The sequence below is a fragment of the Glutamicibacter bergerei genome, from assembly GCF_054495185.1.
In genome coordinates this window covers 1,516,656-1,541,973 of sequence record NZ_CM137131.1, presented here as the reverse complement: position 1 = coordinate 1,541,973, position 25,318 = coordinate 1,516,656, and the positions used below count along the sequence as shown (strand labels likewise).

At 52.7% G+C, this 25,318-nt stretch carries 25 protein-coding genes; 4 read left to right on the top strand and 21 right to left on the bottom strand.

Annotated features, from left to right (window positions below; translation table 11 throughout):
* Window positions 1–147: 147 nt before the first annotated feature.
* From ACX5K5_RS07015 to coaD, 10 genes are all read right to left on the bottom strand, one after another.
* On the bottom strand, window positions 148–1,422 hold the full coding sequence (locus ACX5K5_RS07015) for a CDP-glycerol glycerophosphotransferase family protein (RefSeq protein WP_459175304.1): 1,275 nt from the start codon (window positions 1,420–1,422) through the stop codon (window positions 148–150).
* A gap of 45 nt (window positions 1,423–1,467) precedes the next feature.
* Entirely contained in the window at window positions 1,468–1,929 is a 462-nt protein-coding gene (locus ACX5K5_RS07010) for an FAD synthase family protein (protein ID WP_459175303.1), read from the bottom strand.
* Between the two features lie 66 nt (window positions 1,930–1,995).
* On the bottom strand, window positions 1,996–2,886 hold the full coding sequence (locus ACX5K5_RS07005; RefSeq protein WP_459175302.1) for a glycosyltransferase family 2 protein: 891 nt from the start codon (window positions 2,884–2,886) through the stop codon (window positions 1,996–1,998).
* Window positions 2,887–2,904: 18 nt separating this feature from the next.
* Complete coding sequence (locus tag ACX5K5_RS07000; RefSeq protein ID WP_459175301.1) at window positions 2,905–3,729, bottom strand: CDP-alcohol phosphatidyltransferase family protein; 825 nt, start codon at window positions 3,727–3,729, stop codon at window positions 2,905–2,907.
* Complete coding sequence (locus tag ACX5K5_RS06995) at window positions 3,726–4,763, bottom strand: glycosyltransferase family 2 protein (RefSeq protein ID WP_459175300.1); 1,038 nt, start codon at window positions 4,761–4,763, stop codon at window positions 3,726–3,728. The genes ACX5K5_RS07000 and ACX5K5_RS06995 overlap by 4 nt, the downstream gene beginning before the upstream one ends.
* A gap of 8 nt (window positions 4,764–4,771) precedes the next feature.
* Entirely contained in the window at window positions 4,772–5,656 is an 885-nt protein-coding gene (locus ACX5K5_RS06990) for an ABC transporter ATP-binding protein (protein ID WP_443443524.1), read from the bottom strand.
* A complete protein-coding gene (locus tag ACX5K5_RS06985; protein WP_459175299.1) occupies window positions 5,646–6,494 on the bottom strand; it encodes an ABC transporter permease in 849 nt (282 codons plus the stop codon). The genes ACX5K5_RS06990 and ACX5K5_RS06985 overlap by 11 nt, the downstream gene beginning before the upstream one ends.
* 144 nt (window positions 6,495–6,638) lie before the next feature.
* Window positions 6,639–7,700, bottom strand: a complete 1,062-nt coding sequence (locus tag ACX5K5_RS06980) for an LCP family protein (protein ID WP_459175298.1) — start codon at window positions 7,698–7,700, stop codon at window positions 6,639–6,641.
* 126 nt (window positions 7,701–7,826) lie between these two features.
* Window positions 7,827–8,726 (bottom strand): UTP--glucose-1-phosphate uridylyltransferase GalU, encoded by a 900-nt coding sequence (gene galU, locus ACX5K5_RS06975; protein WP_459175297.1) that lies wholly within the window; start codon window positions 8,724–8,726, stop codon window positions 7,827–7,829.
* Between the two features lie 62 nt (window positions 8,727–8,788).
* Window positions 8,789–9,265: a pantetheine-phosphate adenylyltransferase gene (gene coaD, locus ACX5K5_RS06970; protein WP_188685375.1), complete on the bottom strand. Its 477-nt coding sequence runs from the start codon at window positions 9,263–9,265 to the stop codon at window positions 8,789–8,791.
* Window positions 9,266–9,378: 113 nt separating this feature from the next.
* On the opposite strand from coaD, the gene ACX5K5_RS06965 reads away from it, so the two are divergent.
* Together ACX5K5_RS06965 and ACX5K5_RS06960 are read left to right on the top strand one after the other, a co-directional pair.
* Window positions 9,379–10,590: an aminotransferase class I/II-fold pyridoxal phosphate-dependent enzyme gene (locus ACX5K5_RS06965; protein WP_459175296.1), complete on the top strand. Its 1,212-nt coding sequence runs from the start codon at window positions 9,379–9,381 to the stop codon at window positions 10,588–10,590.
* Entirely contained in the window at window positions 10,587–11,369 is a 783-nt protein-coding gene (locus ACX5K5_RS06960; RefSeq protein ID WP_459175295.1) for a spermidine synthase, read from the top strand. The genes ACX5K5_RS06965 and ACX5K5_RS06960 overlap by 4 nt, the downstream gene beginning before the upstream one ends.
* On the opposite strand, the gene rsmD is transcribed toward ACX5K5_RS06960, so the two are convergent.
* The 4 genes from rsmD to ACX5K5_RS06940 are packed head-to-tail and all read right to left on the bottom strand — an operon-like array spanning window position 11,340 to window position 16,172.
* Complete coding sequence (gene rsmD, locus ACX5K5_RS06955) at window positions 11,340–11,930, bottom strand: 16S rRNA (guanine(966)-N(2))-methyltransferase RsmD (RefSeq protein ID WP_459175294.1); 591 nt, start codon at window positions 11,928–11,930, stop codon at window positions 11,340–11,342. The two genes, ACX5K5_RS06960 and rsmD, sit on opposite strands and share 30 nt — an antisense overlap.
* Window positions 11,931–11,959: 29 nt before the next feature.
* Window positions 11,960–14,149, bottom strand: a complete 2,190-nt coding sequence (gene recG, locus ACX5K5_RS06950; protein WP_459175293.1) for an ATP-dependent DNA helicase RecG — start codon at window positions 14,147–14,149, stop codon at window positions 11,960–11,962.
* Window positions 14,139–15,104, bottom strand: a complete 966-nt coding sequence (locus ACX5K5_RS06945; RefSeq protein WP_170947793.1) for a DAK2 domain-containing protein — start codon at window positions 15,102–15,104, stop codon at window positions 14,139–14,141. Before ACX5K5_RS06945 ends, recG begins: the two co-directional genes overlap by 11 nt.
* A gap of 21 nt (window positions 15,105–15,125) precedes the next feature.
* Window positions 15,126–16,172 carry an LCP family protein gene (locus tag ACX5K5_RS06940; protein ID WP_096255328.1) on the bottom strand — a complete coding sequence of 349 codons (1,047 nt, stop codon included), beginning with the start codon at window positions 16,170–16,172 and terminating at the stop codon, window positions 15,126–15,128.
* A 153-nt stretch (window positions 16,173–16,325) separates the two neighbouring features.
* On the opposite strand from ACX5K5_RS06940, the gene ACX5K5_RS06935 reads away from it, so the two are divergent.
* Window positions 16,326–16,760 carry a DUF3515 family protein gene (locus ACX5K5_RS06935; RefSeq protein ID WP_240520491.1) on the top strand — a complete coding sequence of 145 codons (435 nt, stop codon included), beginning with the start codon at window positions 16,326–16,328 and terminating at the stop codon, window positions 16,758–16,760.
* Window positions 16,761–16,851: 91 nt separating this feature from the next.
* On the opposite strand, the gene ACX5K5_RS06930 is transcribed toward ACX5K5_RS06935, so the two are convergent.
* The 6 genes from ACX5K5_RS06930 to leuC all read right to left on the bottom strand — a co-directional run bounded on the left by ACX5K5_RS06930 (window position 16,852) and on the right by leuC (window position 23,440).
* Complete coding sequence (locus ACX5K5_RS06930) at window positions 16,852–17,964, bottom strand: D-alanine--D-alanine ligase family protein (RefSeq protein ID WP_443462184.1); 1,113 nt, start codon at window positions 17,962–17,964, stop codon at window positions 16,852–16,854.
* Window positions 17,961–18,965 carry an NAD(P)H-dependent glycerol-3-phosphate dehydrogenase gene (locus ACX5K5_RS06925; protein WP_096255381.1) on the bottom strand — a complete coding sequence of 335 codons (1,005 nt, stop codon included), beginning with the start codon at window positions 18,963–18,965 and terminating at the stop codon, window positions 17,961–17,963. Before ACX5K5_RS06925 ends, ACX5K5_RS06930 begins: the two co-directional genes overlap by 4 nt.
* A gap of 60 nt (window positions 18,966–19,025) precedes the next feature.
* Window positions 19,026–19,718, bottom strand: coding sequence for a lysophospholipid acyltransferase family protein (locus ACX5K5_RS06920; RefSeq protein ID WP_096255380.1), 693 nt, complete (start codon window positions 19,716–19,718; stop codon window positions 19,026–19,028).
* A gap of 95 nt (window positions 19,719–19,813) precedes the next feature.
* Window positions 19,814–21,133: a UDP-N-acetylglucosamine 1-carboxyvinyltransferase gene (gene murA / locus ACX5K5_RS06915; protein WP_096255322.1), complete on the bottom strand. Its 1,320-nt coding sequence runs from the start codon at window positions 21,131–21,133 to the stop codon at window positions 19,814–19,816.
* Window positions 21,134–21,380: 247 nt separating this feature from the next.
* Window positions 21,381–21,986 (bottom strand): 3-isopropylmalate dehydratase small subunit, encoded by a 606-nt coding sequence (leuD, locus tag ACX5K5_RS06910; RefSeq protein ID WP_443448569.1) that lies wholly within the window; start codon window positions 21,984–21,986, stop codon window positions 21,381–21,383.
* A 14-nt stretch (window positions 21,987–22,000) separates the two neighbouring features.
* Window positions 22,001–23,440: a 3-isopropylmalate dehydratase large subunit gene (gene leuC, locus ACX5K5_RS06905; RefSeq protein WP_096255378.1), complete on the bottom strand. Its 1,440-nt coding sequence runs from the start codon at window positions 23,438–23,440 to the stop codon at window positions 22,001–22,003.
* 122 nt (window positions 23,441–23,562) lie between these two features.
* Here leuC and ACX5K5_RS06900 point away from each other — a divergent pair, with 122 nt between their 5' ends.
* The gene (locus ACX5K5_RS06900) at window positions 23,563–24,285 is read left to right on the top strand and encodes an IclR family transcriptional regulator (protein ID WP_096255318.1); all 723 of its coding nucleotides are present in this window, start codon (window positions 23,563–23,565) and stop codon (window positions 24,283–24,285) included.
* Between the two features lie 15 nt (window positions 24,286–24,300).
* On the opposite strand, the gene thiL is transcribed toward ACX5K5_RS06900, so the two are convergent.
* Window positions 24,301–25,317, bottom strand: a complete 1,017-nt coding sequence (gene thiL / locus ACX5K5_RS06895; RefSeq protein ID WP_459175292.1) for a thiamine-phosphate kinase — start codon at window positions 25,315–25,317, stop codon at window positions 24,301–24,303.
* Window position 25,318 lies beyond the last annotated feature (1 nt).

Below are 25,318 nucleotides of genomic sequence, written 5' to 3'. Positions count from 1 at the left end.
TTCCCCTACTGCCACTCGGTAATCCACAAATTCGTACAACAACGCATACTACTTCGGTGGCGATAAGTTAGGCCCCCAAGAACGCGTGTCGGCCTAACTTATCAAATACTTATTTCCCGATGAGCTATGGCGATTCTTAGGTAATTGTTAGCTATGCCAGCCACGGAAATTCTCGAGTTTGGACTGACGTTCATTGATTAAATCGCTGATAACGCGTTGGAATTCGTTCGTAGACTCACCACGCAGGAGTTCCCCAAAGTAGAACTTGCGCATTGCCTGGCGGTCACTCATATGTGGATCATTTGCAAGTGCGGCTACTAGCAGCTCACGAACTGAGCCCACATTCTGCTTGTCGACGACCAAACATGCCTTGGCAATCGGAGCGTCACGATATAGGTTTTCACGGTTGGTCCGGCGGTCCGTAATAATGATTGGCTTGCTCGGGTGTAGATACAGGTAGTCCAGTCCAACACTGGAAATATCTGTCACAAGTGCGTCAATGGATTCGAACATGGCAAGAATGTTGCCTTGTTCTGAAATAACGTGGTCCGAACCGGAGGCATTAGCTTCAAGAATTTTTTCCATAATGCTTGCATGTGCTTTCGCAACGCTAGGGGTCTTGCTAGCTTCGACTCGGGGATGCGGCTTGTAGATGAGCCGGATTGAATCATTTGCCAATAACGCGTCTACGATATTTTCGCCATAGAGATCCAATGAGGTGTAGTTGTTATCCTCATTTTCGCCTTCCCAAGTCGGTGCATACATAACATCGAGCTTTTCACTCGGCACAAGCTCGCGTTTGAACTTGATGTCGAGCTGCGGGCGTCCGGTAACGACGAGTTTTTCAACGTCGAAATCGATCAGCATAGCTTCATGTCGCTTGATGGCTGCTGGGCCAGCGACAAATACTTGGTCATAGGCTTTGGCTTTATTCGACACCATGGAAAGTTTGTCACTCTCGCCATGGTTGACGTGAACATGCACAAGACGCGGGTGATCCAAGGATTGGAAGTTGCTTCGGGAATTATTGACGTAGATCACGAGCTTTAGATCATTGTCGTCATAGACGTCCATCAGGTCGGTCAGACGTCGGACAAAGATCTTCGGCAGAACCGTGATTTTTGATGCGGCTTTGAAAGCACTGATGGTACGGAACACCAAAAGCACTTCTTCTTTTTCGTGAAGCTCCTCGAGAACAGGAATCCACTGTTCAATCTGGTAAATCTTGTCCGCAGCGTCACCGAAGTACACTGCTACAGTTCCACGCAAAGGTACGTCGGCCATTCCTAGATTGGTGCCAGCCGGTCTTCCTGCGACCCCCATGAGTCGACTTACTCTGCGAACGAATGGCTGACGGCCAACGGCAAGAAGGGATTTTTTGATGCCGGACTTAACTGTTTCGGATATTTGGTCGTTAGACATGGATACTTTCGAGGAAGAAATGGATAGTGACGCGATTGCTGAGATCTAGCTAAGTTCTTTAACTATCTGGCTCAAGGAGTCGAGCGTATTTTTTAGTGCCTCAACATGACGCTCATCAAATTCGCTGAGCACTCTCTTCATCTCGGTCGTCGAGATTCCTGCGGTACGAGGCAGGTACACCACTTCAACTTCGTCGCCGAGGTCATCGAATTTTCCCTGCCAGTCTTCGCCAATGCCAAAAACCTTCGCATCAAATTTTTTGATGTCTAGACGCTTCTGCGCCCAATTTTCTTCAGGAATAGCCAGATCCACGTACTTGATGGCTTGTACGATCTCAAGGCGCTGTCCAAAGGGAACTACAGGCTTTTTACCCTTGATCGCATTGAACTCATCGGTGGAGACACCTACAACAAGGCGGTCGCCTTTTTCCTTGAGGCGTTTGAGAATGTTCAAGTGCCCAATATGGAACAAATCGAACGTACCGTAAGTAAGAACTGTTTTAGCCATGTTTACCTCCACGTCATGTAACTGATGCATAGTGATTATGGTGGGCTCTGTGGCCCGATACTAAGCTTAAAGAACTGGTGGCCGTCCGGCCATGGTCATTCTAAGCACGGTCGACCATTTCAGTTTAGGCCGTGTCTCGCTGTGCCATGGACTTCCACGCCACCCAGCGCGCCATCCACTTAGGTACTGCTTCACTGCAGAGCTGTTTTTCCGCATGCGCAGGCATTCCACCAGTAACCATGAAGTTGGATATATCCAGCACAGTGGAGCCGGTAAGTTTCTGCGAGCAAGCCATACCCGGTTACGTGCATTCAAGCGGTAAAACTCGTCATGGCGACGAGGGTCAACTACGGGGTGACCGATGCGCATATCCCCCGCGTACCAAACATAATGCCCGGTATCCCATATGCGCCAAGCAAGTTCGATTCCTTCATGGGCGTACCAAAATCCTGCTGCCCAACCGCCAGTGGCCTCAAAAAGTGCTCGGGGACTCACTAAGCAGGTCTCCCCCACGTGAAAGACTTTGCTTGGTTCTTCGGCGGTACGCTTGTTTAATCGCGGAATCCAACGGGTTGGATCATTCTCCAAAGATTTAGGATCAGTGATACGTGGCTGCAGGAGACCCATTTTCGGGTATCGCTTGAACCGTTCAACAGAGGTGATCAAAAAATCTTCGTCGAGAAACCATGAATCATCATCCAGGAAGCAAAGGAATTCGCCTTGCACATGGCTCACGCCTGCATTGCGTCCTGCAGGAATACCTAGGTTTTCCGGAAGGAAGTGAGTCTTGATGGACGCCGGAATATCGGTTGGATCCCAACCGTTACCAACGACCACCGCATCAATTTGAACGCACTTCTGCGCAAGTAGAGAATCTAAAGCACGGTTCAATTCGATGGGACGGTTTCCCATCGTCAGAACAACTACACCGATGCGCGGCAATATTTCTGTCGGCAACTGCTTCCTCCCTTCAAACTAAATAGCTTTGAGCCTGGTTGAGGCCATATTTGCAACGAAATGCCCTATGTTAACTAGCACCGTAGCCGGAAGCAGTATCCAGATCATCCATTTCTCGGCCAGCCCTGGTTCTCCAACGAGAGCCGAGGTGATGGCACAAGCTAGAATCACGAGGCTAAGTTCCACCGCATGCAGCATCCGGTGAAAAGGTACAAAACGCGCTAATGAACGTAATCGTCCTACAAGTGACGTTACCGGGATGGAGCGGGCTTCCGCTGTATCAGGTAGCTTGCCCAGTCCAGCCATGCCACGAGCGGCATGGACCATCAGCGATTGCGATCTGTTCAACACGAGCAGGACGGCCAAACAGGCACCCATGAACAAGGTTGGCCACGCCTGCGTAGCATTATCGCTACTTGCAGTCAGCTCCATGAACACGCGGTAGCCCAAGGCAATAGGTATCAGCGCTTCGGTTGTATGGTGACCGACCATGTCGATGAATATCCCGCGTGGGGACTGTGTACCACGCCAGCGAGCCACTTCTCCATCTGAACAGTCAAAGTAGAGCTGCACCTGCGAAAGTACAACGGCCAGCAGTGGTCCCCAGACTCCTGGAATCAGTAGCGCCAATGACATGCACCAGCCGGTGAGGATCATTAACCCGGTAACGCCGTTGGCTGAGATACGAGTTCGCACAAGTACTGCCGTCAGGTAGATCGAAATATGCCGAAGGTACAGTTCCGCGGTCCAATGCTCGGCATTTTTCCTGGCACGAACTTCAGGTGGTTGGCAGACCGCACGCAATTCCTGAAGCGTAGGTCGTGTTGGACGTTGTGGACTCATTTGACTCTGCCTTTGTCCATAGTACTGCCGGCGCCAGATACTCGACCTTTAATGTAGCCGATGGCCCAGGGAAGGTGGATGGATGGGAAAGTAGCGGCTGTAAGCAGCTTCTCCTTGAGTCCCTTTCCTTTGGCTCGCATTCCTTCCACGACACAGACCAATGCATAGAGCACTGGCACGATTTTGCTCAGATTCATCAAGATATTGATGGGTTGTGGAATTGAATTACCGGCAACCGGTTGAACCACAGCTGAGAGAATTCCGGCACCCACTCCTGTGAGAAGCAACGGTGGGAGGTCATGTCGCAAGGATTTCCCTTCGGGGAATCGCCGCGCGATTTCACCACGCCAGGTTCCGGAGGCGAACGACTGTTTGATAAGGGCTGGGAAATTATCGCGCGGGTAATAGCCAACCTTCAGCTCTGGATCAAACCAGACCTTGTGGCCGGCCTGCCGAATCCTTAAACAAAGTTCCCAGTCTTGAGCACGCCACATGTTCTCGTCAAAGTAACCCACTTCGTCAAAAACTTCACGACGAAAAATTCCTAGATATGCAGACTCGGCTTCACCTTCGGGGGCGCCGGAATGGTAAGCGGGTCCACCGAATCCGAATTTCGAGTGGTAGGCAGCGGCAATGGCTCGTTGCAGAGGCGAGCGCCCACGAGCATCCATCAGGCCACCAACATCATGTGCACCAACGCGGTTGAGTGTCTCAATGCCGCGCTTTGTGTAGTAAGTAGGCAGTTCGCTATGCGCGTCGACACGGAGCACAATTGGATGGGTCGAATTACGGATGGCAAGATTCAATGCTATCGGGGTTCGCCCTTGGGGGTTGTCCACCAGGGTAATACGTGAATCTTGAGCTGCTAAACGCTGGGCAACAAGATTCGTTTCATCCGTGCTCGGACCCAATGCAAGCACCAGTTCCTTGTCGCCTTCATAATCCTGCGCAAGAATCGATGCGACTGCCTCTTCGAGGTATTCAGCTTCGTTCAGCACAGGCATTACGTAAGCAACGCCTGGATATTCAGTCATCCGTCCCTTTACTTCTTTTTTAAATGAGCTTGGTAAGCTTTGATCACTGTGTCCGTGTCGCCATCCATCTTCTGCACACCCTTTTCGATCCAGATGCAGCGGTTGCAGGTTTCCTTGATTGAATTCATAGAGTGCGAAACGTTGAAGATTGTTCCCGCGTTTTCTCGGATTTCACGAATCTTGGCCTCACTACGCTTCTTGAATTTTGCATCGCCAACTGCCAAAGCTTCATCAATGATTAAGATATCGTGTTGCTTCGACGCCGCAATGGCGAACTTCAGTCGAGCGCTCATGCCTGATGAGTACGTACGCATTGGCAAGTCTATGAACTCTTCGAGCTCCGCAAACTTGATGATCTCCTCGCGCATCTTCTCGACCTCTTGGCGGCTATAGCCGAGAGCTAAACCACCAAGGGTAATATTTTTATCTCCCGAAAGACCCGGGATGAGAGCGGCTCCCACACCCAACAGGCTTGGGCGAGATCGAGCGTAGACGCTCCCGGACGCAGGCGGGGTCAGCCCAGTAATGGCCTTAAGCAGCGTCGATTTACCAGAGCCATTAGATCCGATGACCCCGATGGACTCGTTTTCATACGCAACGAATGAGATGCCCTTTAGAGCATGCACTGTACGAACGCCACGCATGTTCGATTGCAACAACCGGCGCGCGCCGGCAGCACCCACGGCCTTACCACTGGAATAGACCCGATATTTAACGTGAAGATTGTCCACAATCACAACTGGTTGACGGTTAGGATCAATGCTCAGATTTGAGTTCGTAACCTCGTCGGGGGAAACCACATCGATGAATGACGTGTCGTCCGAGAAAATCCGCTCGGGTTCATATTCCGGATGAAGCTCCGGGTTGATTAGGTCATCAAAATTAATCCGCACGGCCGTAACGCTCCTCAGCTTTCCAGAAATACACAAGACCGAAGGCTAAGGTCGCGAACGCCCAAATACCCACGACCCACCAAGCACGAGGTTCATACACGGCGTTATCCATGATCATTGCACGGGCAATTTGCAACGTCTGATACAGCGGGTGATAGTCAAACGCAGTGACCATCCACGGCCATTGATTGAGAATCCGATCCACACTAAACAAAACACCGGACGTAAAGAAGAGAACTCGACCGATCAGCGGCAGAATATTGGTGAAGTCACGGACATGGACAGTTATCCGGGCGCAGATTAGCGCGATTCCCATATTAAAAACACTGAAGAGAACCACCAATGGGATAACTACGAACCAAGTCCACTTAGGTGTAGTTCCCAAAATCATTGCATAGATGAACATGACAACTAACATCGGCATCAAAGTCAAGATTCCTTGTGTCACCTGTGCGACGGGCAATGCGAGTCTTGGGAACGCAAGTGATTGAACAAGCGCCGTGTTACCTGTGATGGACTTAGCACCACCAGACATGGACGAAGTAAAAAATTCAAAGAGAAACACACCGATGACCACGTAGACAGGAAAGTCTGGCCCTTTTGCGCCGCCTTGCAAGATTCCGAAAATGAACCCATACATGAGCGCATTAAAAGTTGGTTTGAGCACCTCCCAAAGCATGCCGAGTCGATTTCTATCGTTTTGCGATTGAACTCGCGCTTTTGCGAGCTCATAAATGAACTCACGCCGACTCCAGGTCTGCTTCAGGTAATCGACCAGCGACGGCCTTGCCCCTACTCGGTGCAAGCCGTACTTTTCGGCCTCCTCCGCAACTGTCATGTGGAAATTTTCCTCTTGTCGAATGCTAACTACTACTTGAATTCGTAAGCACAGATGATCAAAGTCTAGTTTATGCGCGGCGGTTCCACGTGATTCCGAGCTACGAGCAAACGTGCAGTTAATCCCATTCAGTGCTGAGCGTGGCTACTGCGGTGGATTCTCTTCCAAATATTTTGCCATGGTGTCCGTTTGCAGTGCTTCGGATATCTGAGTGACCGCTAGTTCACTGGCAAGTTCGATGGACTGCCCATCTGGGCTTGTTGAACTGCCGGCGGTGGGCAAGGTGAACATGTCGAGGTTCCCAGTATCAACGTTCTTTAGTTGCATACCCAATCCAACTATCGTGGCCGCATCCAGTTCTGAGTCAAAAGTCAGATACGGCGAGACCTTATCAATGATGTTGTAAAGCTTCGTGGGATTGGTCAGCGTATCGTTGGACAACATTTGATTCACGGCAGCCATCAAGAAGGTCCGTTGGTTCTTAACTCGCTGATAGTCGCCATCGCTGAACGATTTGCGTTCGCGCACGTACCGTAAGGCACGGTCGCCTTCGAGGGTTATCTCGCCTTCTGGATAGAAGTAGTCCGTGTCGTTAGCCGTGAAAGGAATCTCGTTAGTCACTTTAACTCCGCCGAGGGCTGTTGAAAGTTCTCGGAATCCTGCGAAGTCGATCATTGCTACATGGTCAACCTTTGTATCGAATAAACCCTCAACCGTTTGCATCAGCAGGGGGACTCCCCCGAGTTCCACGGCAGCGTTTAATTTGTGCTGTCCATACCCGGGAACATCAACCCACATGTCCCTTACTAAAGACATGACGTAGATTTGTTTCCGGTCCTCTGGAATATGAACCAGCATCATAGAGTCACTTCGTTGACTTACAGCACCTTCCAGTGCGGCGGATTCAGCTTCATTCTCATCCGCATGATCAACACCCAGCATCAAAATGTTCATCGATCCATCGTCGGGGCTTTTCACCGGACGCAGATTCTGTTGTTCTTCGGTGTAATCGATGGCTACGGAGTTGGATTTCGAATTAAACTTATGCTGAAGGTTGAAAACATAAAATCCAGCACCCAAGGCTGCAACAACAACTAGCGCAACAACAGACATCAAAACGCCGCGCATGCGTCGTTTTCGCCTACGTTCAAGACCGTAGCGGGCACTACGAGAGGTGAAGTTCTCGCTCTTGTTTGGGTTATTCATTCCTGCAGCTTCTCAAAGAAAATCTATGGTCTCCCCATGTGGCAAGTGTTTGCTCGCTACAAGTGGCAATGAAAAAGACTACTCAAGATAAATGTGATTATCCTGAGTAGTCCCTTATGACCAGGTTTAGAGAGTTGCCACGAAATTTTTGAGCCAGCTCTTCATACCTTCGCCGAGCTCTTCATTTTCTACTGCGAGGGTCACATTTGCCTGAAGGTAGCTCAGCTTGTCTCCGGTGTCATAGCGGCGTCCTCGAAAAATAACCGCATGAACTCCACCGCCGTCGTTGTTGTTATCGGTAGCCAGTTCCTGAAGCGCGTCTGTTAGCTGAATTTCTCCACCCCGACCTGGAGCGGTGTGTTCCAGCACCTCGAAGACCTGTGGATGCAACAAATAACGACCGATAATAGCTAGGTTACTCGGTGCTTCATCCACGCTTGGCTTCTCTACCAGCGCGTTGACTTTAACATAGTCTTCACCGTCGACTGCGGAAACGTCCGCACAGCCGTATGCACTAATCTGCTCAGGAGCAACCTCCATGAGTGCAATCACAGATCCGCCGGTTTTCTGCTGGGTCGCGATCATGACTGAAAGCAATTCATCGCGTGAGTCAATGAGGTCATCACCAAGAAGAACCGCAAATGGTTCATTGCCTACATGTTGCTTAGCGCACAGGACGGCATGCCCAAGCCCACGCGGGTCACTCTGACGAACATAGTGGATGTTTCCAAGTTCGGTTGCTTCCTGAACCGTGCGAAGCTTTTTGTCATCACCTTTGGCTTCCAAAGTCGCTTCCAGCGCTGGCACTCGGTCAAAGTGATCCTCAAGTGCCCGCTTGCTTCGTCCCGTAATCATGAGGACGTCATCCAGACCAGCCTTGACTGCTTCCGCAACAACATACTGGATGGCCGGCTTATCAACTACCGGTAGCATCTCTTTCGGCATCGCTTTAGTAGCAGGCAAGAAGCGTGTGCCCAGCCCTGCTGCTGGAATAACAGCCTTTGTTATTGACGACCCGAGAGCCATAGTTTGTTCCAATCGTTAAATGACATGATTTCAATACACTGCATTACGTGCCGAGATCGCACTTAGCTAGACTTTTTCGACAACCGCTTAATGACCGCGCGCGGGAAGTACTCGTTAACGTCCCCACCCAGTGATTGCACCTCTTTGAGCAGTGATGAAGATAGATGAGTAAATCTCGTATCGGCCTGCAGAAAGACTGTCTCCACGCCAGTCAGATGACGGTTCATCGTAGCCATAGGAATTTCATACGCATAGTCGACTGTGCTTCTCAGTCCTTTGACTATTGCCTCGGCACCTTGCTCCTTGCAGAAGTCCGCGAGGAGACCCTGCCCCATAGGTATGGCGGACACGCCCCTAAGCCCCCCGACAGTCTCTTCGACAATTGCTACCCGTTCTTCTTCGGAAAATCGGTACTTCTTCGAGTAGTTTGTTGATACAGCAACAATGACCTCGTCAAAAAGACTCGCCGCTCGGGCAATGATCTCAACATGGCCATTGTGAAGGGGATCAAAGGATCCTGGGCATACAGCTCTGCGCATATCTAGAATCTATCAACAAACCTGAGTTAACACGTGATTTTGATGGAACTGACATGTAACGATTCATGCGTGTTCCTTCAGTACAACCCCAAGGCAGGAAGCATAATTGAGCTATGACCTATGAATCTACCCCTTGGCGAAGAACTGCTCAGAGTGCAAATCTGTTGGGAGCGAATGGTGAACCCGGACTCACCATCTTCGAGGAAATTACCGACCTCGCCACTAAGCATCAGGCCGTTAACCTTGGCCAAGGATTCCCAGATACAGAAGGTCCATCACAAATTCGTGAGCTTGCGGTCAAAGCTATCAACGCGGGCTCCAACCAATACGCCCCTGGTAGCGGGATTCCGGCGTTACGCAATGCCATAGCCAAGCATCAACACCGATTTTACGGCTTGTCCATCGACCCTGACACTCAGGTGGTCGTCTCCACGGGAGCAACTGAAGCAATTGCTGCCGCAGTTTTGGCCTTCGTCGAGGCCGGCGACGAAGTTGTCACCTTTGAACCGTTTTACGACTCCTACGCAGCCATGATTGGCTTGGCCAACGCAACTCACAAGGTAGTGAAATTGCGAGCTCCCTCCTTTGCCCCCGATCTTGATGAGCTTCGCAAAGCCGTCACGAGCAAGACACGGATGATTATTGTCAATAATCCGCATAACCCTACCGGGACAATCTTTGATACTGACGTCCTGGACGAAATCGTTGCTCTTGCACATCGGCACGATTGCATCATCCTTTCGGACGAAGTTTATGAGCATCTCACCTTCGCGTCTGCGCATATTCCCATCGCTAGCCGCCCCGGCGGCTTCGAACGAACTATCACTCTTTCATCCGCAGGCAAGTCCTTTTCTTTTACCGGTTGGAAAGTTGGTTGGGCAACGGGTCCACGCGAGCTGATAACGGCTCTGCGCACAGTCAAGCAGTTCCTTTCATATTCTTCGGGTCCTGCCTTCCAGCCAGCAGTAGCGCAGGCATTGGAACTACCCGATACATTCTTTGAACGTTTTGCCGCAGACCTTGGTGCTTGTGGTGATCAACTTGCCCAAGGACTTGAAGACGTGGGCATTCAAGTCATCCGACCCCAAGGTACGTATTTTCTGGTTGCAGATTTGCAAGGCCTCGGCAATGAAAATGCGGTGGACGTGGCGAAATTGATGCCAGAGCGAATCGGTGTTGCTGCGATCCCCATGTCCGTGTTCGCGCTTCAAGAAAACCAGAAAGACTACTCATCCTTGATGCGGTTTGCTTTCTGCAAACGACCTGAAGTCATCAGTGAAGCGGTAGAAAGACTCCAATTACTTCCTAAGGTGTTAGCAAAATGAGTATGAAACCGCTGAAACGCTGGCTTGGCGGGATCCAAGAACACGCAAGCATCTATCCTGATGATCTAGTTCCAGGAGCGATGATCTTGGAGATTGGTGGCGCCGAACAGTCTCACGTTAATCTGGACCAGCCAGAAAACATCTTCTACGAATACCTCGCGAGAATTGCGAATCACCTTGACGTGTTGCGCCCGCAGCGTGAGCCGCTCAAGTTTTTGCACTTGGGTGCAGGTGCACTGACCCTAGCGCGGTGGGCCTCACTACGGTATCCCGGGAGCGACCATGTGGCTGTCGATATCGAACGTGAGCTACTTGATTTTGTGTTGACTCATCTGCCTTTGCCAGAACAGTGCAATTTGCAGCCGCTGGTGGCTGATGCCCGAGCAGTCTTGAAAGAAGAGCTGCTCGATAAAGAATTTGACGTCATCGTCTTAGATATTTTCAGCGGTCCGGAAGCACCAGAGCACCTGACTAGCCCGGAATATTATGAAGAACTGGCCCTGGCGCTAGCGCCTGAGGGTTTGCTCTTCGTAAATATTGGTGATGACCCACCACTTGCGTTTACGGATCGCCAGGTTCAGGCCGCGCAATCTGCTTTCGAGTACGTCCTGCTAAGTTCTACCCCGGAAATGTTTACACGCAAATTCCCTGGCAACCTGATACTCACCGCCTCAAAGAAGCGAATCGACCAGGCTGCTATTTCAGCTTGCGAAGCCGCTGGTCCTTACCCTTCAGAAGTCAAGCACTCTTTAGCTCTGGACCGGTTCGGCAAACCATAACCGTGTTTCCCCGTATTTCTTGTCGGCGATCTTTTCCAGATTTGCGGGCCATACCGGTTCAGGCGAACGGCTCGAACGCTCGACAATCACCGTCGCGTCCTCTGCCAGGACTCTAGAAACCTTGTCGAGAGTTACCGCGAGTTCCTGATCAGTGAGAGGATACGGAGGATCCATGAAAATCAGGTCAAAGGTTCTTGTTGGAGCATTGGTCTCCTCATCGAAAAAGCTGGATAGAACAGTATCAACTTTGCCTCGTTGGACCGAGACAACTTCGTTCTTCAGCGCCTCATTGATTTTTGTGGCGTTGTGCTGGCAGACGCTCACCGCTTTAGGAGCTAGCTCAACGAGCAATACCTGACGCGCTCCACGGCTTGCGGTTTCAAGTCCGAGGGAACCGGACCCAGCAAAAAGATCCAATACGCGTGCCGACGAAATGACGTCCCAGCTTTCCAGACGGGAAAACAGCGCTTCTTTGACCCGGTCGGTAGTTGGCCTTGTCGCGTCTCCGGGTACAGATTTCAGGCTAGTGCCCCCGGCAACACCGGAGATTATACGGCTCATGTCTTGCTACTACTTTCGAAGTGTCAACGTTAATTCTTATTCAGAAATTCTCGGGTGGACTGGTCTATCCATGACTCTGCAACGGCAAAAAGTTCTGGATACTTTGTAGCCCACGCGCCCTGTTTCATGAGTTCTTGCACGTCCTCTCGTGCAGACTCAATGAGAACACGGTCTTTGATAATACTCAGTTCACGCAGCGTTGAGCGACTACCAGACTGCTGTACTCCAAGGATATTTCCTTCCTTGCGTTCGGCTAGATCTGCTTCTGCTAATTCGAACCCATCAAGGGTTGCTTCAATAGTGCGCAGCCTATTGACCGATTGATGATCCGCGTCCAACCACGTGGTGAGCAGACAGGTACCAGGTAAACCACCACGGCCCACGCGCCCTCGCAGCTGGTGAAGCTGCGAGATGCCGAATCTTTCGGCATCCATGATCACCATCAACGTTGCGTTATGAACGTCCACGCCAACTTCAATCACCGTGGTAGAGACCAACACATCTATCTGACCGTCGGCGAACTCATCCATGATTTCTTGTTTATCCTGCGAATCAAGTTGTGAATGCAAGGCTTCCAGACGTACACCATCAAACAAAGGCATCGAGGAAAGCAACTCGAACATTGCTTCAACGCTCATTGTTTGGTTGGCACCGTCTTCAGCGGTTGCCACCAGAATTCCTTGTTCGGCAGTTGTCTCAGAAATTCGAGGGCACACCACATAAACCTGATGTCCTTTGGTCACTTCTTCACGGATCCGTGAGAAAAGCCTGTCCCGGTATCCGGTCAACTGCATCGGAACAATATGAGTTGAAATCGGGGCACGCCCCGAGGGCAGCTTTTTAATCGTCGAGGTATCCAGATCTCCAAAAACAGTCATTGCCACAGTACGCGGAATGGGGGTGGCCGTCATGACCAAGGTATGCGGTACGTTTTCTTCACCCTTTGCGCGAAGGGCCTCTCGTTGCTCCACGCCGAAACGATGCTGCTCATCGATTACCACGAGACCAAGCTCCGCGAAGCGCACATGCTCCCCTAACAGCGCATGCGTTCCAATGATCAGCCCGGTCTCCCCGCTAGCAATGCCTAGAAGCGCCTGACGGCGCTGTGCCGTCTTAGCCGACCCGGTGAGAAGTGCGACCCCAGTGCCTTCACCTTCACCAAATAAGCCTGGTTCAGCCAGGTCTCCCAGCATCTTCTTAATGGAGGAATAGTGCTGCGCTGCAAGAACTTCGGTGGGCGCCAGTAAAGCGGCTTGTCCACCTGAATCAATAACTTGCAAAATGGCTCGCAACGCAACAACGGTCTTACCCGAACCGACCTCGCCTTGAAGAAGACGGTGCATCGGATGGGCATTGAGCAGGTCTGCCGAGATCTCTTTGCCGACCTCTATTTGGTCTTCAGTGAGTGTAAACGGAAGCCTAGAATCAAACTTCTCGGCTAACCTGCCTTTGACAGGTTTACGCGCAATGGCTGGCTGGTTTCCCACTGCACGGTTTCGTTCGGCCAGTGAGAGTTGCAGCATGAAGGCTTCTTCGAAGGCAAATCGCTGGCGGGCAATATAGGCATGTTTGATTTCACGCGGGTGATGTCTGTCTAGGTAGGCCTTGGCCCTACGTGGGTAATGATGCTTTGCCAGTAATTGTTCTGGCAGAAATTCGGGGACTTGTTCCTCTGTCATTTCGTCAATGAGCAGTGAGAGCAGGTCTCGAATTTTCTTGTTCGGCATTTTCGCCGAGGCCGGATAGATCGGTATGGGTCGCGGATCAGCTTCGGCTACTGTGTCTAGGATGGCGTAATCGGGTTGGCTGAGCTGCAGGTGGTCCTGATACCAGCCGACCTTGCCACTGAACATCGCGATGGTTCCGACTTGTAGGTCTTGACGCGCCTGATAGCCGTTGAAGAACGTCATCTTGAGTTCTTGGCCATTCTGGTCAAGTTCGTCACTGACTGTTACTTCAAAGATGAAGCCACGACGCGAGTGCATTTGCCGTTGGCTCACGTTAGTTACTTGGGCAACGACGGTGACGTGCTCGTCAAAAGGTAATTCGGTAATGGGGGTCAGCTCCCCCACATCAACATAGCGCCGGGGAAAATGCCAGAGGAATTGACCAACGGTGGTGTATCCAAAGGCTTTTTCTAATGCGCCGGCATTCTTGGCCCCGAGCACTAGCGACAGTTCAGCCTGCTCCAGAGATACCGCTTTGTTCTCATCCATCATGAGTACACAAATCGGTGATGCTGATGTTCACCGGCTCCCCCTGCTGACGGATAAGCTCTAACGCCATGTCCGCCTCGGCCACGTGCACATGGACCCTCCAGCGGTAAACTTCTTCTCCGGTGGGATTGACTGGCGACATGATCACCGAATCGCCCACTCGATCCAGTTGTCCACGTAGCGTGGCTGCTCCCAACGCATCAAGTGTAATTGTGCACATGACCTCAACACCCTGGGCATCATTTTGGATCAGATGTACATGTGGATCTTGGACTTGGTATCCGTTGAACCCTTCATAAGATTCAAAGTCGGTTTCCGTCCCACGAACTGCAGCGCAGAGCTCGTCCAAGATCACCAGCATGCCCACAGCACCAGCGTCGACTACACCAGCATTTTCAAGACTAGGTAATTCGTTTTCGGTACCGCGAACTGCCATCCGCGAGGCCTGGGCCACCTGATGCAGTACCGTATCCAGAGCTGCGCGGCTCTCCACATCGGTTTTAATATGGGCCAAAGTTGAACCGGCAGCCAACGCTGCAGCACTGATCACCGAGAGCATGGTACCTTCGACCGGTTCACTCAGTGCAGACCAAGAACGGACCTTAGCCCGTTCAAGGCCCTTGGAAAGCAGGCTTGCGGTCAATCGGTCGTGACCCCGCCATGGTTCTGAGAGCCCACTGAGGAACACCGCCAGCAGAGTTCCTGAGTTGCCGCGCGCTGACTCCATGGACGCGCGGGCGGCAACTTCTAAGAACCCACCGATGTCGTCACTTTCCAGCTTGCTGACGGCATCATGTCCGGCTCGGGCGGTGAGATATAGGTTAGTTCCTGTATCCCCGTCGGCGACCGGAAACACATTGATGGCGTTGAGCCTATCTGAATGATTTCCTAGACTCTTCACGCTCCGCTGCAACCATTCACGAATGGCGCGCACGGAGGTATCGAGTTTTTGAGTCATGGGAAATCGGGTCTTTCAGTGTTATTTGGACAGGTCCGTGGTTGCCACGAACTCTTCCATTTTGTCTTCCTGCAACGCCTTACCAAACTTATCAATAGTTTCCATGTCAGGTATCACTATCGACTGGCCGTCTGCGGAACGTCCAGGTCCCTTGTTTGGCAACGTAAAGAAGGTCATGTCACTTGGACGCACGTTGATCATTGACGCCGCGTAGCTGGCAACCTTGGAAGCATCCAATGTTTCATCCACGGCAATAAATGGCGCAATCTCAGTGACAACGTTGTTAAGTTTACCCGGGTTGGTCAAGGTGTCTTTGGACATAATTTGTCCAAGCATCGCCTTGACGAAGAGCTGCTGGTTCTTCACACGCCCGTAGTCACTACCTGGGAAAGACTTACGCTCACGCACAAAGGCTAGTGCTTGTTCGCCGTCTAGGGTTTGCACTCCGGCGGGGAAATACATGCCGTTGGTAATCGACTGGCGGAAGGCTTGCGGGTTGTTTACCGTCACTCCTCCGAGAGCATCGGTCAAACCTTTGAAGCCTTCAAAGTCTACGGAGGCTACGTGGTTGATACGGACGCCGAAGAGCCCTTCCAAGGTTTCTACGGCCTTGGGAACGCCGCCACTGGCAAATGCGCGGTTGATCTTTGCAGTTCCAACACCAGGAATATCTAACCAGGTGTCACGCATCACCGAGGTGACGTACATGCCCTTACGGTCTTCTGGGATATGTACCAGCATCATGGTGTCCGAACGGCCACCGTTTGGAAGGGTTCCGAACTCCTCGCTTGATTCGTCCGTCTCGCGAGTGGCACGGGTATCACTACCCAGAAGCAGGATGTTCACTGCGTCTTTAGATTCTTCTTTAACCTCTGGGCGGGTTTCTTCGGCAGGGAATGCCTCGGCAATCTTGTCGCTCTTCGAGTCGAAGGTTCGACCAAGATTCCAAACGTACCCACCGGCCACGAGGCCAGCAATCACTACTAGCGCCAGAATGCCAATGAGGATTCCACGCCCAGTGCGTTTTTTCTTCGCACGTGGACGCACGGGCTGTTCTTCGAAGGACATATGCTACCTTTCACAGTTTCATCTTTTTACATCTTATCTTTCAGAAACGAACGGTACGCTGTTAAAGTGTCCGTTTTCAGTAATAAGAGTCAAGAGTCATCAAAACTTAATCTAAAGATTAGGCGTACGGCTACTTTAGCCGTAGGCGCCTTGGTGATCACACCCACACTTGCAGCGTGTGCTTCGTTAGCAGCTGTAGAGCCCGCAAGTGATGCAGGAAATCCAGTCTGTGCCGAGATGATGGTGATTCTCCCGCAGTTCATTGGTGATGCTGAGCGTCGCAGTACTAACTCTCAGGCTACTGCCGCCTGGGGTGACCCATCTCAGGTCGTACTACGCTGCGGGGTTCAAGTCCCCGGCCCAACGACTGATCCCTGCGTCTCAGTGAACGAAGTGGATTGGATTGCCCACGAAGGTGAGGACGGTGTGTGGACCTTAACCACCTACGGCCGCACCCCAGCTACCGAAGTCGTTTTGGACCCGCAGGTAATTCCGTCTAGTACTGTGCTCGCTTCGCTGTCTCAGGCAGCCTCACGCATTCCTGCAGAAGGTGCTTGCGTCAGCGTAGAGAAGAATGTAGACCTCTAAGGCAATATAGCCAGGCAAACACCGAAGCAGTTCAAACATGCGGACCGTCAAAGATCTGAGATCTTTGACGGTCCGCATCAGTTAAGTTGCTTTAGCGTAAACCAATTTTTCGTTCGCAGGCTAACGCTATGAGTTCATTGATCAGTTCGCGGTAGCCGATACCCGTCTTCGCCCACATTTGTGGATACATACTCGAGGGGGTGAACCCTGGCATGGTATTGATCTCATTGATAATCCATTCACCATCAGCGGTGTAGAAGAAATCAACCCGAGATAATCCTTCAGCATCGATGGCATCAAATGCTTTCACTGCCAACTCGCGGATAGCTGATGTCGCCTCATCGCTGAGGACAGCCGGGCAGCTGAGCTTGGCGGCTGCGCCATCAACGTATTTTGCCTCAAAATCATAGAAGGTATGTTCGTTCCCAGCTACCGCAATCTCCCCTGGCATGGACGCACGAGATTCCAGCGAACCATGACCTTCTAGGACACCGCATTCGATTTCTCGCCCGCTGATCCCCTGCTCCACGATGACCTTAGGGTCTTCCTTGCGAGCTAGCTCAATGGCTCCCTGCAACTGCGTGGGGTCATCAACCTTGGTGATACCAACTGAGGAACCTGCACGAGCCGGCTTGACGAACAACGGGTACTGCAAGTCCGCGCACCGCTCTAGTACGGCCACGCTGTCACGGAGCCACTGTTTGTTGGTGATGACCTGGTAAGGGCCAACGTTAAATCCAGCATTCTCGAAGACGACCTTCATGAAATGCTTGTCCATGCCCATGGCGCTAGCTGCGATGCCCGAACCGACATAGGAAACGCCAGACATTTCCAGCATCCCTTGGATCGACCCATCTTCGCCGAAAGGACCGTGAAGCAATGGGAAGACCACATCAATAGGCCCTAAATCAGTGATCTCGGATCCTGAGTACTGCAATAGACACGTACGCTGACCATCGTTGGACAGATGCACGGGCTTGTCTGCCACTGAAATCTCAGGCAGGGAGCCGGAGCTCAGCGTCCAGTCCGAGGAGTCTTGGTCCACTAGTGTCCATGCCCCAGCGCGGGTGATTCCCACGGGAATGACTTCAAAACGATCTTTATCGATTTCCTGCATCACGCCGGCTGCGGTGACGCAGGAAACTGAATGCTCAGAGGAACGGCCGCCGAAGAGTAGGAGGACTCGTGGTTTTGGTTCGCTCATTTTTGGAGTTCTCCTTCAGATTTCAGTTCTCGGGCCAGAAGACGCTCGGCCATATTCTCTACGCTCAAGCTACCTTCCAAGACCATGACTACCGCTTCGGTGATTGGCATATCAACCTTATGGCTTCGAGACAGGTCAAAGACTGCGCGAGCTGATTTGATGCCTTCGGCAGTTTGCGACATACGGTCATTAACTTCTTCAATGAAAAGTCCCTGACCGAGCAGCCGGCCCGCGGTGTTATTCCGAGAAAGGGAGGATGAGCAGGTGGCTACTAAGTCCCCAAGTCCCGACAGTCCTGACAAGGTCTCTAGCCGGCCACCCAAGGCGAGGACTAGTCTGGTGGTTTCTGCCAGCCCGCGGGTGATAACGGTGGATTTGGTGTTATCTCCCATACCCATGCCATCACACATCCCTACGGCCAAGGCGATGATGTTCTTAACGATTCCGCCCAGCTCAACACCGAGTACGTCGTCATTGGTGTATGGACGGAAGTATGGGGCGGAGCACAATTGAGCTATCCAATGCGCCGTCTGCCCGTCGGTGCATGCAACAACGGAAGCGGTTGGTTGTTCACGGGCAATTTCCATGGCCAAGTTCGGACCGGACAGCACTGCAATGCGATCAGCGGAAATACCGCTGATCTCCGCCATGACTTCACTCATACGCAAGTCGGTGCCGCGTTCAAGGCCCTTCATCAAGGACAACAAGACGACGTCTTGTTCAAAGTGCTGAACGAATTTAGCAAGTTCTTCACGTAACGACTGGGCAGGAATTGCCAAGACCACCAGGTCTGCGCTCGTTAGGACCTCAGATACATTTGCTGAAGCTGAAACATTGGCCGGAAGTTTTGTGTCTCGCAGGTAACGCGAGTTTGTGTGCCGCTCGTTGATTTCGCGAGCGGCTTCCTCTCGACGGGCCCAGATCTGCACCGGAATATTCTGGTCAGAAACTGCGTCCGCCAGAACCTTCGCAAAGGTGGTTCCCCAGCTTCCGGCACCCATGACGGCGATCTTACGTGGTAGCGGCTTACTCAAGGCTTTTCCTTCGCTAGGTGATCAGACTTAGTCGTTTGGCGGTTTCGGGACATCAAAATCTCTGCCCGTAGTTGTTTGCCCATGTTCACTCGGGTTCCACAGATTTTCTGGAGGTGTCTCGTCACGCAGTTCAGCCTGTAGCTCGGTAATGGAGGCCATGATCCGACTGGTTGCTTCTTGAAGCACAGTGCGTGTGCGCGGTCCCGTACGCAGATCATCAAGTTGTACCTGCTCCCCCACCGTAACTGTCACGTGTTTGCGCGGAAATAGGTACATTTTTTTGGCGTACCGGGGAAACAGTTTCTGATCTCCCCAGTGGGCCATCGGCACCACGGGAGCTCCGGTTTGCAAGGCTAGGCGGGCGGCACCGGTACGGCCCACCATTGGCCACAAATCCGGGTCACGCGTTAGTGTGCCTTCGGGGTAAATGACGATCACGCCACCGGCTTCAAGGACTTTTTTAGCAGCATCCAAAGAGTCTGCGGCACTCATGGATTTGCGTGACACTGGAATCTGTCCGGTAGCGCGCAACGCTGCCCCTAGTACGGGAACCTTAAATAGTGAATCCTTAGTCAACCAGCGCGGTAACCGTCCGCTGCTATATATCGCATGACCAACCACCAGAGGATCAATCTCGGTCAGGTGGTTAGGGCAGAGAATAAACCCGCCGGAAGGAAGCCTGTCAAAGTTTTGCCAGGTCCTGCCAATCAAGGCATTCATAGCCGGACGAACTACACCGGCCAGAATTGCAAAGACGGTTTTACTTTTGACTGTTTCCCGATGCACTGAGTTATCTGTCACGAACTAACGCTCCCCTAGTTGCTCAGTTCAACGTTTGCACCTAGTGCGGTCAGCTTTTCCATGAAGTGCTCGTAGCCTCGGTTGATAATCTCAATACCAGTAACCTTGCTGGTGCCTTCGGCGGCCAGTGCGGCAATCATATGGGAGAATCCGCCACGCAAATCAGGAACGTCAATGTTTGCGCCCTTCAGCTTTGCTGGGCCGAGAACTACCGCTGAGTGCTTAAAGTTACGCTGGCCGAAGCGGCATGGGGTAGACCCCAAGCAGTCGGTATGCACCTGCACGGTAGCGCCCATGCGCACCAAAGCGTCGGTGAAACCAAAGCGGTTTTCGTACACGGTTTCATGGATGACAGACACACCACTAGCTTGCGTCAGCGCGACCACAAGAGGCTGCTGCCAGTCGGTCATGAACCCTGGGTGCACATCGGTTTCAAGGATCAGCGGGTTCAGCTCTCCACCTGGGTGGTAGAAGCGAATACCGTTCTGCTTCACTTCAAACTCTCCACCAATCTGGCGGTAGACGTGAAGGAAGGCGGTGAGGTCACGCTGCTGCGCTTCTTCAACAAAGATATCGCCCTTGGTAACCAGTGCCGCAGAGGCCCAGGAAGCAGCTTCGTTCCGGTCCGGCAAAGCGTAGTGGTCATATCCACGCAGTTCGTCAACACCCTGGATACGGATCACCCGGTCACGGTGAACCGAGATAATGGCACCCATTTTCTGCAGCAACGAGATCAGATCCAAGATTTCCGGCTCAATCGCCGCGTTGCTCACCTCGGTGACTCCCTTGGCGCGCACCGCGGAGAGCAGAACCTGCTCTGTAGTGCCAACGCTTGGGTATTGAAGTTCAAGTTTCGCACCGGTCAGTCCCAGAGGAGCGGAGATACGGATGCCAGCGGCTTCCTTATCCACTACGGCGCCGAATTCGCGCAGGACTTCCAAATGGAAGTCGATAGGACGGTCACCAATTCGGCAACCACCGAGGTCCGGGATGAAAGCTTCGCCCAGAGAGTGGATCAGTGGTCCACAGAAGAGAATAGGGATACGTGAGTCGCCGGCGTGAGCATCAATGGCCTGATTTGAGGCGCTCTTCGCGGCGGATGGATCCATGGTGAGGTCACCGGTCTCGGGGTCCTGAGAAACCTTAACCCCATGGATCTCTAAAAGGCTACGCACGACTGCGACGTCTTTGATCTCCGGAACGTTGCGTAGTACCGAAGGAGAGTTTCCGAGCAGTGCCGCAACCATGGCCTTTGGAACCAGGTTCTTAGCGCCGCCTACTCGAACGGTGCCGTTCAAAGGGACACCGCCATGGACCGTTAGAATCTTACCCATGTATGAATAAACCTCATCGCGTAGTCGTTTTCTCCTGCCAGGGCCGGTAGGCCGATAAAACAGGCAGGACTAAGCAAGCATACCGTCATTGCCGGTGCGCTTCGGAGCAGTTCTGCCCGTGGCGCACACATTGTGAGGATGCTTTCAGGGAAGGGCTGTAGATGGCGAGTCCGTGGTTTGCAATAAAAAAGGAAGGCCCCGTTCGAATACACCTACTGGTGAGTACGAACGAGGCCTGCCAGTCAACTTAGTCAGCTGTTCTTGCCGGCAAAGTCTGAGGTTTAAATGCTGGGCGGCTAGCTTCAAAGGACGTAATGTCTGCTTCTTGCTTCAGCGTCAGTCCAATATCGTCCAGGCCTTCCATCAGACGCCACCGAGTGTAGTCATCAATCTGGAACGGAGCCACGATTGATCCGCACTGCACGGTGCGCGCATCCAGATTTACGGTGACTTCAGTGCCTGGATTATTTTCGAGTTCTTTCCAGATCAGTTCAACGTCACTCTGTGCAACCTCGGCGGCAACCAATCCCTGCTTACCGGAGTTTCCACGGAAGATATCGGCAAATCTGGCTGAGATAACAGCTTTGAACCCATAATCCTTCAGGGCCCAAACCGCGTGCTCACGCGAAGAGCCGGTACCAAAATCCGGACCTGCGACCAAGACCGAGCCCTTGTTATATGGCTCGGTATTCAGGATGAAGTTTTCATCCCGGCGCCAGCCGGCGAACAGCGCATCTTCAAAGCCGGTACGTGTAATCCGCTTCAGATAAACCGCAGGAATGATCTGGTCGGTATCGATGTTGCTTTGACGCAGCGGGACACCAATTCCGGTGTGGGTAACAACTTTTTCCATGATGGTGTTCCTTCCTAGGCCGAGACCGGAGTGTTGGCGATATCCGAAGGGGAAGCGAGAGTGCCACGAATAGCCGTAGCTGCTGCTACCAATGGCGAGACCAGGTGGGTACGCCCGCCCTTGCCCTGGCGTCCTTCGAAGTTTCGGTTGGAGGTAGAAGCACAACGCTCCCCCTCAGCCAGTTGATCCGGGTTCATTCCCAGGCACATGGAGCAACCTGCGAAGCGCCACTCGGCACCGAAGTCCTTGAAAATCTTGTCCAGTCCTTCGGCTTCTGCTTCGAGGCGAACCCTGGCCGAGCCTGGCACCACGATCATGCGGATCTGCGGGTCCTTTTCACGGCCCTTCACGATTTCAGCCGCCGCGCGCAGGTCTTCCATTCGTGAGTTGGTGCAAGAACCTAAGAACACCGTGTCCACACGGATTTCCTTCATGGGAGTTCCGCCGGTCAAGCCCATATAGGTCAATGCACGTTCGCAGGCCTTGCGGTCATTTTCGTCTTCAAAATCTTCGGGGACCGGAACGTTGGATGACAGTGAGACACCCTGACCGGGGTTGGTTCCCCAGGTGACGAATGGTTCTAGTTCATCAGCATTCAGGAACACTTCGTTATCGAAGCGTGCACCCTCGTCACTTTGCAGGGTCTTCCAGTAGTCAACAGCAACGTCCCAATCATCACCCTCAGGTGCATGTGGGCGGCCCTTGACGTATTCGAAGGTCGTTTCGTCCGGTGCAATCATGCCAGCGCGAGCGCCAGCCTCGATGGACATATTGCAGATAGTCATGCGGGCGTCCATGGACAATGCGCGAATCGCAGATCCGCGGTATTCCAGCACGTACCCCTGTCCACCGCCGGTGCCAATCTTGGCAATAACTGCCAAGATGATATCTTTTGCAGTCACGCCCGGCTTCAGCGTTCCCTCGACGTTGATGGACATCGTCTTGAAAGGCTTCAGGCTCAAAGACTGAGTAGCCATGACATGTTCAACCTCTGAGGTGCCGATACCAAAAGCCAGGGCACCGAAGGCACCATGGGTTGAGGTATGGGAGTCACCGCAGACAACGGTCATACCTGGCTGAGTAAGACCCAGCTGGGGACCTACTACGTGAACAATGCCCTGCTCTTTGTCACCCAACGAGTGCAGGCGGACGCCAAATTCCTTGCAGTTATCACGCAAGGTGAAAATTTGTGTCCGGCTGGTCAAATCTGCAATGGGCTTATCAATATCAAGGGTCGGGGTGTTGTGATCCTCGGTCGCGATAGTGAGATCTGGGCGGCGAAGTTTGCGCCCCGCCAGACGCAAGCCTTCGAAGGCTTGCGGTGAGGTGACCTCGTGTAGCAGGTGAAGGTCAATGTAGATCAAATCGGGTTGGCGCGCTTCGCCTTCCCCTTCTCCATGGCGCACTACGTGCGCATTCCAGACCTTCTCTGCGAGGGTCTGGGGCGACTGCATGGTGGACATGCGACACACTCCTCAAGCTACGAACTATCAACACCTTTACTTTGACACTTCATAGAACATCATTTCCAGTATTTGGACTTGAATCTCAAATACTGAGACGCAATAATGGTTTTATGACTACAGGTAGCGGTGTTGGTGTTCTCGATAAGGCAGCAGCCATTCTTAACGCATTGGAAAATGGCCCGACTACCCTTTCGCAGCTGGTGGACGTCACCCAGATCTCCCGCCCCACGGTTCACCGTATCGCTCAATCGTTGGTTCATCATGGGCTGGTGGGCCGCGACATGCACGGCCGTTTCGAGCTCGGCGGACGGCTTGTAGAGCTCGCTAGCGCCGCGGGAGAAGACAGACTGGTGACCACCGCGGGGCCGGTACTCACGAAATTGCGGGATCTCACCGGCGAGAGTACTCAGGTATTCCGCAAACAAGGAGACTTCCGTGTTTGCATAGCCAGTGCCGAACGGCCTGTAGGGTTGCGCGACACCATTCCTGTGGGTACCCAGCTATCGATGAAGGCCGGCTCCGCGGCTCAGGTTCTCTTGGCTTGGGAAGACAATGAACGCATGATTGATGGACTGCACCACGCGCGCTTTACCCCAACCATTTTGGCCGGGGTTCGGCGCCGCGGATGGGCGCAGTCGCTGGGTGAACGAGAACCCGGAGTTGCCTCGGTCTCTGCCCCAATTCGGGGGCAGTCCGGACGCGTGATCGCAGCGCTGTCCATGTCCGGACCCATTGAGCGCTTGACTCGCCAACCAGGCAAGATTCATCACGAATCGGTAGTGAACGCGGGCCGGGAGCTGTCAGATTTATTGCGCATTCAGTCCGAAGGCTAAAGACCCGGCAAAGCTCTAGCCGAAGTGGTCAAAACCGTTTCGGTAATCCAGTTGTTTCCCGTCGAGGCGAATTGTTGACCGTCGGCCAGTCGTTCGTAGAACCTTTCCAACAACGGTAAATTCTTCAGGAATTTCGGCCTCGGCCGGGAAGGTTGCGAGCAGGCCGAAGTCTTCTCCGCCGCGCAACACCCACTCCATGGGGTCTGCCTTCAGCAACGTTGCAGCAGGTTCCAGACGCTGAGCAAAAACTTCAAGTGCCTGGCGGTCTAATTCGAAGCTGACTCGGCTAGCCTTTGCTAGTCTTCCAGCATCCCTGAGCAGCCCGTCTGAAATATCCATCATGGCGCTTGCCCCGGCTTGTGCCGCACGCGGACCAGACTCCAAAGGTGGTACCGGCTTGCACTGTGCCTCAACTAGACGGAGCACCGCACGGTTCCAGCTAGTTGAATCGTGGAGCGCATCCAGAAGGGCCAGGCCCGCACCAGCGGAGCCTAGCCTGCCTGCAACCGCAAGCAGGTCCCCCAACTTCGCTCCATTGCGCAGGACTTTACCGTGTTCGCATTCACCAAGAACTGTAGTTGTCACCGAAATTTCCGAGGACCTACTTAAATCACCGCCTAAAATCGCCAAGCGATCAGCGCCTAGCGAAGTAATCGCTCCTGCGATTCCGCGGGCAAATTCTTTGGCCCATGACAAAGTAACGTCTGATGGCATGGATAGCGAAACGACTGCTCCGGTTGGCACACCGCCCATGGCATTGATGTCTGAAACATTCTGAGCAATGGACTTCCAGCCAATGTCATACGCTTTATGCTCGTGACCGCTGGGCCAAACCAAACGGAAATCCTGGTCTTGGACAATAGTGTCTACGGAGACCACTACTTCGCCACCAGCCACGCGAAGCGCTCCAGCGTCATCCCCTGGACCAAGTCCGGCGTCTTTGGCATCTAGCAAAGGAAGAATCTCATTGAGAATCCCCTGTTCGCCAATGTCGCCTACGGTCAAGTTTTTCTCTGTCTGTTGATTAGTCAAA

What these genes read in the sequence shown, in the direction of transcription:
- ACX5K5_RS06980 (WP_459175298.1), bottom strand. Translation starts at nt 7,700, where the DNA reads ATGAATAACCCAAACAAGAGCGAGAACTTCACCTCTCGTAGTGCCCGC.
- ACX5K5_RS07000 (WP_459175301.1), bottom strand. Translation starts at nt 3,729, where the DNA reads ATGAGTCCACAACGTCCAACACGACCTACGCTTCAGGAATTGCGTGCG.
- ACX5K5_RS06920 (WP_096255380.1), bottom strand. Translation starts at nt 19,718, where the DNA reads ATGAATGCCTTGATTGGCAGGACCTGGCAAAACTTTGACAGGCTTCCT.
- ACX5K5_RS06940 (WP_096255328.1), bottom strand. Translation starts at nt 16,172, where the DNA reads ATGTCCTTCGAAGAACAGCCCGTGCGTCCACGTGCGAAGAAAAAACGC.
- ACX5K5_RS06945 (WP_170947793.1), bottom strand. Translation starts at nt 15,104, where the DNA reads ATGACTCAAAAACTCGATACCTCCGTGCGCGCCATTCGTGAATGGTTG.
- murA (WP_096255322.1), bottom strand. Translation starts at nt 21,133, where the DNA reads ATGGGTAAGATTCTAACGGTCCATGGCGGTGTCCCTTTGAACGGCACC.
- coaD (WP_188685375.1), bottom strand. Translation starts at nt 9,265, where the DNA reads ATGCGCAGAGCTGTATGCCCAGGATCCTTTGATCCCCTTCACAATGGC.
- ACX5K5_RS06960 (WP_459175295.1), top strand. Translation starts at nt 10,587, where the DNA reads ATGAGTATGAAACCGCTGAAACGCTGGCTTGGCGGGATCCAAGAACAC.
- ACX5K5_RS06900 (WP_096255318.1), top strand. Translation starts at nt 23,563, where the DNA reads ATGACTACAGGTAGCGGTGTTGGTGTTCTCGATAAGGCAGCAGCCATT.
- ACX5K5_RS06925 (WP_096255381.1), bottom strand. Translation starts at nt 18,965, where the DNA reads ATGGGTGCCGGAAGCTGGGGAACCACCTTTGCGAAGGTTCTGGCGGAC.
- galU (WP_459175297.1), bottom strand. Translation starts at nt 8,726, where the DNA reads ATGGCTCTCGGGTCGTCAATAACAAAGGCTGTTATTCCAGCAGCAGGG.
- leuD (WP_443448569.1), bottom strand. Translation starts at nt 21,986, where the DNA reads ATGGAAAAAGTTGTTACCCACACCGGAATTGGTGTCCCGCTGCGTCAA.
- ACX5K5_RS06985 (WP_459175299.1), bottom strand. Translation starts at nt 6,494, where the DNA reads ATGACAGTTGCGGAGGAGGCCGAAAAGTACGGCTTGCACCGAGTAGGG.
- recG (WP_459175293.1), bottom strand. Translation starts at nt 14,149, where the DNA reads ATGATGGATGAGAACAAAGCGGTATCTCTGGAGCAGGCTGAACTGTCG.
- leuC (WP_096255378.1), bottom strand. Translation starts at nt 23,440, where the DNA reads ATGCAGTCGCCCCAGACCCTCGCAGAGAAGGTCTGGAATGCGCACGTA.
- ACX5K5_RS07010 (WP_459175303.1), bottom strand. Translation starts at nt 1,929, where the DNA reads ATGGCTAAAACAGTTCTTACTTACGGTACGTTCGATTTGTTCCATATT.
- ACX5K5_RS06930 (WP_443462184.1), bottom strand. Translation starts at nt 17,964, where the DNA reads ATGAGCGAACCAAAACCACGAGTCCTCCTACTCTTCGGCGGCCGTTCC.
- rsmD (WP_459175294.1), bottom strand. Translation starts at nt 11,930, where the DNA reads ATGAGCCGTATAATCTCCGGTGTTGCCGGGGGCACTAGCCTGAAATCT.
- ACX5K5_RS06995 (WP_459175300.1), bottom strand. Translation starts at nt 4,763, where the DNA reads ATGACTGAATATCCAGGCGTTGCTTACGTAATGCCTGTGCTGAACGAA.
- ACX5K5_RS07015 (WP_459175304.1), bottom strand. Translation starts at nt 1,422, where the DNA reads ATGTCTAACGACCAAATATCCGAAACAGTTAAGTCCGGCATCAAAAAA.
- ACX5K5_RS06965 (WP_459175296.1), top strand. Translation starts at nt 9,379, where the DNA reads ATGACCTATGAATCTACCCCTTGGCGAAGAACTGCTCAGAGTGCAAAT.